The organism is Verrucomicrobiota bacterium (assembly GCA_027622555.1).
In the GTDB taxonomy this organism is placed as follows: domain Bacteria; phylum Verrucomicrobiota; class Verrucomicrobiia; order Opitutales; family UBA2995; genus UBA2995.
Map to the genome: position 1 here is coordinate 1 of JAQBYJ010000208.1, position 4,999 is coordinate 4,999.

The 4,999-nt window shown below is 53.9% G+C and carries 5 protein-coding genes; 4 read left to right on the forward strand and 1 reads right to left on the reverse strand.

The window, feature by feature from the left end; translation table 11 throughout:
• Nucleotides 1-514 precede the first annotated feature (514 nt).
• Nucleotides 515-832 carry a contractile injection system tape measure protein gene (locus tag O3C43_24610; protein MDA1069671.1) on the forward strand — a complete coding sequence of 106 codons (318 nt, stop codon included), beginning with the start codon at nt 515-517 and terminating at the stop codon, nt 830-832.
• Between the two features lie 54 nt (nt 833-886).
• A complete protein-coding gene (locus O3C43_24615; GenBank protein ID MDA1069672.1) occupies nt 887-1,594 on the forward strand; it encodes a molybdopterin-dependent oxidoreductase in 708 nt (235 codons plus the stop codon).
• 28 nt (nt 1,595-1,622) lie between these two features.
• Here the strand turns inward: O3C43_24615 and O3C43_24620 are convergent, their stop codons facing one another.
• On the reverse strand, nt 1,623-2,837 hold the full coding sequence (locus O3C43_24620) for a XylR family transcriptional regulator (GenBank protein MDA1069673.1): 1,215 nt from the start codon (nt 2,835-2,837) through the stop codon (nt 1,623-1,625).
• Nucleotides 2,838-2,916: 79 nt separating this feature from the next.
• Here O3C43_24620 and O3C43_24625 point away from each other — a divergent pair, with 79 nt between their 5' ends.
• Complete coding sequence (locus O3C43_24625) at nt 2,917-4,338, forward strand: alpha/beta hydrolase (protein ID MDA1069674.1); 1,422 nt, start codon at nt 2,917-2,919, stop codon at nt 4,336-4,338.
• Between the two features lie 103 nt (nt 4,339-4,441).
• Nucleotides 4,442-4,999 (forward strand): sulfatase-like hydrolase/transferase (locus O3C43_24630; protein ID MDA1069675.1); only part of this gene is annotated, 558 nt, incomplete at its 3' end.

Below are 4,999 nucleotides of genomic sequence, written 5' to 3' on the forward strand. Positions count from 1 at the left end.
CGAAAACGTGGCCAGCCTGCGGCATGAACTCTTGTCTGGCTTAAACCTAGGTGTTGATATTATTGCAATGACTGGCCCTATTCAAAAAAATTACCGCACAAGAAAACTGCGCCGTGATGCCTACCCCATGATTGGCCAAACGGCTTAGAAGACTTCCTACCCGGGGGGGGGTGTTCCCGTATCAAGATAGCAAAATGATAGTAACATGATAGTTGATAGTAACCTACTCATGGTAACACCTCACTGCCAAAACTGCCAGAACTGCCAGAACTGTCTCGCCTTCTAAACTTGTCATAACCTACGAAACCTACGAAACCTACGAAACCCTCAAAATGCAACTATTGATGACCTACCTCCTGTACGCGTCTCCTCAAAAAACGGGAAAGTATGCGAGAAGAGCCTTTTGAATGGGATACAAAATCGTAATGAGTGCTGTCGTATTCTTGATAAGGGCGATAAACCAAAATAATAAGAAGTATTAAGGAAGAGGTAAAAAATGGGATACAAAATGATAATGAATGCTCTGGACGTGGACTTCGCTGGCGTGGTGCTGCTGCACCCGTTCCTGCCGGTCTATTTCGAGCGGCTGGGGCTTTGGCAATCCGGCGGTTTCGCCGACTCCGCCGCGCACGAGCGCGCGGTGCATCTGGCCGCGCATCTGGCCACCGGCCGCGACCGGCACGACGAACCCGAACTGGCCCTGGCCAAGGTGCTGTGCGGCTGGCCGCTGGCCCGGCCGGTGGCGACGCCGAGGGGAACGGAGAAGCCATCTGAGGAGCGGCTCAAGGCATTGGCGGAGTTCCTGCGGGGCGGCGGCGGAGGAAGCAAATGAGGCGGCGCCGTCCGGGCCGGCAATATCCAGACCCCGGAAGTCCCCAATGTGCGCATGGAAACCCACAACATTCCGCTCAAGGTCCCCTGTGGCTGGTGGCGGGCTCCGGGATCCTGCTCCCTGGCCTGGGTATACCAGAGTTTTATCCATGAACTGGCAGAAGCCGCCGGAAGGGACCATGTCGATTTCCTCCTGGAACAATTTGGCCAGCCACGTTGGCTGGAACCCGGTCAGGCCCGCGCCTTTAACACGGAACGGGCCATCAACGTCACTAAACTGGCCGCTGAAAAAGGCGACTGGGGCAAACCCCTGAAAAAGGGCCGGGGACGGGGCATTTCCTTCTACTTCAGTCATCTGGGTTACTTTACCGAAGTGGCTGAAGTCACCGTCGACAGCTCCAACAAAGTCAAGGTCGACCGAGTCGTCGTAGCCTGTGATGTCGGCATGCTGCTCAACAAAAGCGGCGGGGAAAACCAGGTGGAAGGATCGGTTATCGATGCCATCAGTACCCTGGCCGGACAGGAAATCACTTTCGAAGAAGGCGCCGTCCGGGAATCCAACTTCGACGACTTCCCGCTCCTGCGCATGCCCTCCCAGCCCAGGATCGAGATTCATTGGCTTAGCACCGATTATTCCCCGACCGGACTGGGCGAACCCGCCTTCCCTCCCCTGACGGCGGCCGTCACCAACGCCATCCACCAGGCCACCGGTAAACGCATCCGCACCATGCCCATCTCGAAGGAAGGTTTCCAGATCGTGTAATTGGGAGTTCCCTAACAGCCTTTCCCCTTCAGCCCGTATGCCGGTACTGGGTGGGAGTCATTCCAAAATTCTTTTTAAATATGCGGGGCAGGTACTCCGGGTGACTGAATCCGGTCAGCTCCGCAATGGTTTCAAGAGTAAAGTCGGTGTCTTTTAAAAGCTGCTTTACATGATTCAATCGAAGCCTCTGGATCTCCTCCTTGGGCGTGCGGCCAAGCAGGTCCACAAAGCGGCGTTCCAGAGTGCTGCGCGATAGATGCACATGGTCCAGCACGTCCTGGACGTTAATGCCGGTGTCGATCTGGTTGCGCATAAAGTGAAGCGCCTTCGCCACTTGGGCATCCTGGATCGCCAAGCCCTCGGTGGACTGGCGGGAACAGATCCCGGTCGGGGGGAAAGCCAGGATCATTTCCTTTATGGGTTCACCTTTTATGAGACCGTGGAGCATCGCCGCCGCTTCGTAACCCATCTTCTCCGTATTATGAATGATGCTGGTCAGGGATGGATCCGCCAACTCACACTGTTCCTGGTCGTTGTCCACTCCGATGACTGCGATTTCATCGGGAACGGCCAATTCAAATTGACGGCAGGCATTCAAGACCTGCCTGCCCCGTATATCGTTGCATGCCAGCAGGGCGACAGGCTTGGGAAGGCTTTTCAGCCAATGCCCGATATCGTTTTCATCCATCATCGCCGAGGATTGGGCTGCGGCCAGCGTAGGTTCCATTTTCCCGGCTTTTGGCTGGTAGGTGTGGCAGGCAATCCCCTTCCGGGCGAGCAGGGAAACAAAGGCTTCCCGCCGTTGATCTGAAAACTGGGCACCCGGTAATCCGCAGTAAGCAAAATGCTTGAAACCACGGGCTTTGAAATGACCGAAAGCCATTTGGGCCAAACTGGTTTCATCGCTGGTAACCAGAGGCATGTCGGCGAGATCGCTCGACCAGTACAAGGCCACAACCGGGAGCTTCATCTGGCGTATACGCTGAATCACTTTCCGATTGTCCGTTCTCAGAATAACGCCATCCATGGAAGTCCGGTTCAGCCACTGAGGAATTTCATCACTGATATTTCGAATGGGCAAATGCGTCGACCAGCGCCGATGGGCTCGTATAAATTGGCCGATTCCCCGCAACAATCCCCGGCCATAGGAACCTGTGGACTCGATCAACAGCGCGATGTGAATGGGCTTCTCCATGGGAGCGGTTAACAAATGACCATTGAAAGCTTTCTTATTTCGGGACAAGATTAAATAACGGAAATGTTCAGTAGACTGCGGTAAAAGGTCATTGCCGCAAACGGCCCGGTTTTGCTATAGTTCGCTTATGACCAAGGAAAATCAACTGTTGTTTTGGATTTTTGCACTGACGTTTTCGTTCAATGTTCGGACGACTTACGCGAACGTGACATTGCCGTTTGGTGAACGGCCCAAGGGTCAAGAGATCCGGGATTGGGTCAACCAACTTCCCCGGGAAGGACGCAAGGAAGCGATAGCCGCGTTCCACGAGCGCTATGGCAAACCTTACTTGGAGCGAACCCGGAATCAGCCCGACTACGTGGCCCCTGGATTAAGCGATGCCGATACCAGGGAATTTGTTTTTAAAAAGACTCCACAACGGGACTTGAAAGTCTTCGTTGACTACCCGGCCGACTGGAAGGCGGGCGACAAACGACCGGCCATCATCCTTTGGCACGGAGGCGGTTTTACCCAAGGCAACGCCGGGCAATTCTACTTTCAGGCCAATTACTTCGCCGAACGGGGTGCCGTCTGCTTTCGGCCCGAATACCGTATCCGCGATGTCGATGGCACGCTACCGGTCTATGCCGTCGAAGATGGAATCAGCGCCGTTCGGTGGATCAAGGAACATGCCAAAGAGTTTGGAATAGACGCCAATCGTGTTGCGGTCGGAGGCGGATCAGCCGGTGGATGTATGGCTGCGGCGGTGGGCACTGTGGATACCAAAAAATTCGCTGAGCTTGGTTTTGTCGGAAAGGATGATAACCGGAACATGGATACCCGTGTATCGGCCATGCTGCTATACAATCCCTTCCTCGATTTCTTCGAAGCAACCCACCCCCGGCAGGTCGAAGAAGAATGCCTGTACCTTGGTAAAGACCCGGAGGAGTACCGCGAGGCCATGCATGCCATTTCGGCGATTGAAAACGTAAGCGCAGACTCACCTCCCAATATCATACTTTTTGGAACGCGGGACGCCTTTTATGTCTCGGACCTGCGTTGGGTCGTCAAATGCCGCGAAGTGGGTACGGTCTGCCGGGATTATGTTTATCACGGAGAAGTCCATAGCTGGTACAACAACTCGCCCCATTTGGAATATACAACCCACAATGTGAACGAATTCCTGATTGATATCGGATTCCTCGACCGTGATCCTGTGGTCGCACTGCCGAAAAAGCCAATCAGTGCCGGACGGTCCGAGATCCAGGATAGCAAGTATGACGGAAAAAAGGACTGGGAGGAGGTTCCCAAATACCAACGTTACCGCGAGGAGCATGGGATTAAACTGATACCTTTCAAACACTATGAAACTACCGAATCACAACCATCTCGATCTTTTCCCGAGGCGTTGAAGCGTTACGATAGAAATGGTGATGAGGCACTTCAAGCCGACGAAATCCCCGGCCGGGTCCGCGAGGAGATTCTTCGCGACATCGATAAGGACAAAAACCACATTGTGGAGGGCTCTGAAATCGACGCCGTAATGGACAGGTACTTCCCTGGTGGGTAAGTTCTGTGTTCCAGTCCACCTTTCCAATTGACCATAGCCTTGCTTGGGCGGGTAGCCCGGATAGAGCCCACAATTTAATCGGGTTCAAACCACGAAATAGAAAATGAGGAAAACTCCCAACATCCTTTTGATCATGGCCGACCAGTTGGCGGCAAAGTATACAGGTTCCTACGGACATGCATTGGTGAAAACCCCCCACATGGATGCCTTGGCTGAAAACGGGGTTCTCTTTAATGAGGCCTATTGCAATTGCCCCATTTGCGCCCCTTCCCGGGCAAGTTTTTGTGCCGGAAAACTGGTCTCCAACATCGGCGTCTACGACAATGGCGCCGAGTTGCCGGCTTCTACCCCCACGTTCATGCACCAATTAAAGCGTGCGGGTTACAGAACCTGGTTATCGGGAAAAATGCATTTTGTCGGGCCTGACCAGCATCATGGATTTGACCGTCGCCTGACCACGGATATTTATCCCTCTGGCTTCAACTGGACACCCGACTGGAGGCAAAGTCCTTGCCCCAACCCCGGCTCCGCCGTTGATCAGTTAAAAGACTCGGGGCTCTGCAAATGGAGCCTCCAACTGGACTATGATGAGGAAACCCACTTCCGCGCCATGGGTGCAATACAGGACCTTGCCCGTCTCCAGGATGATGATACGCCTTTT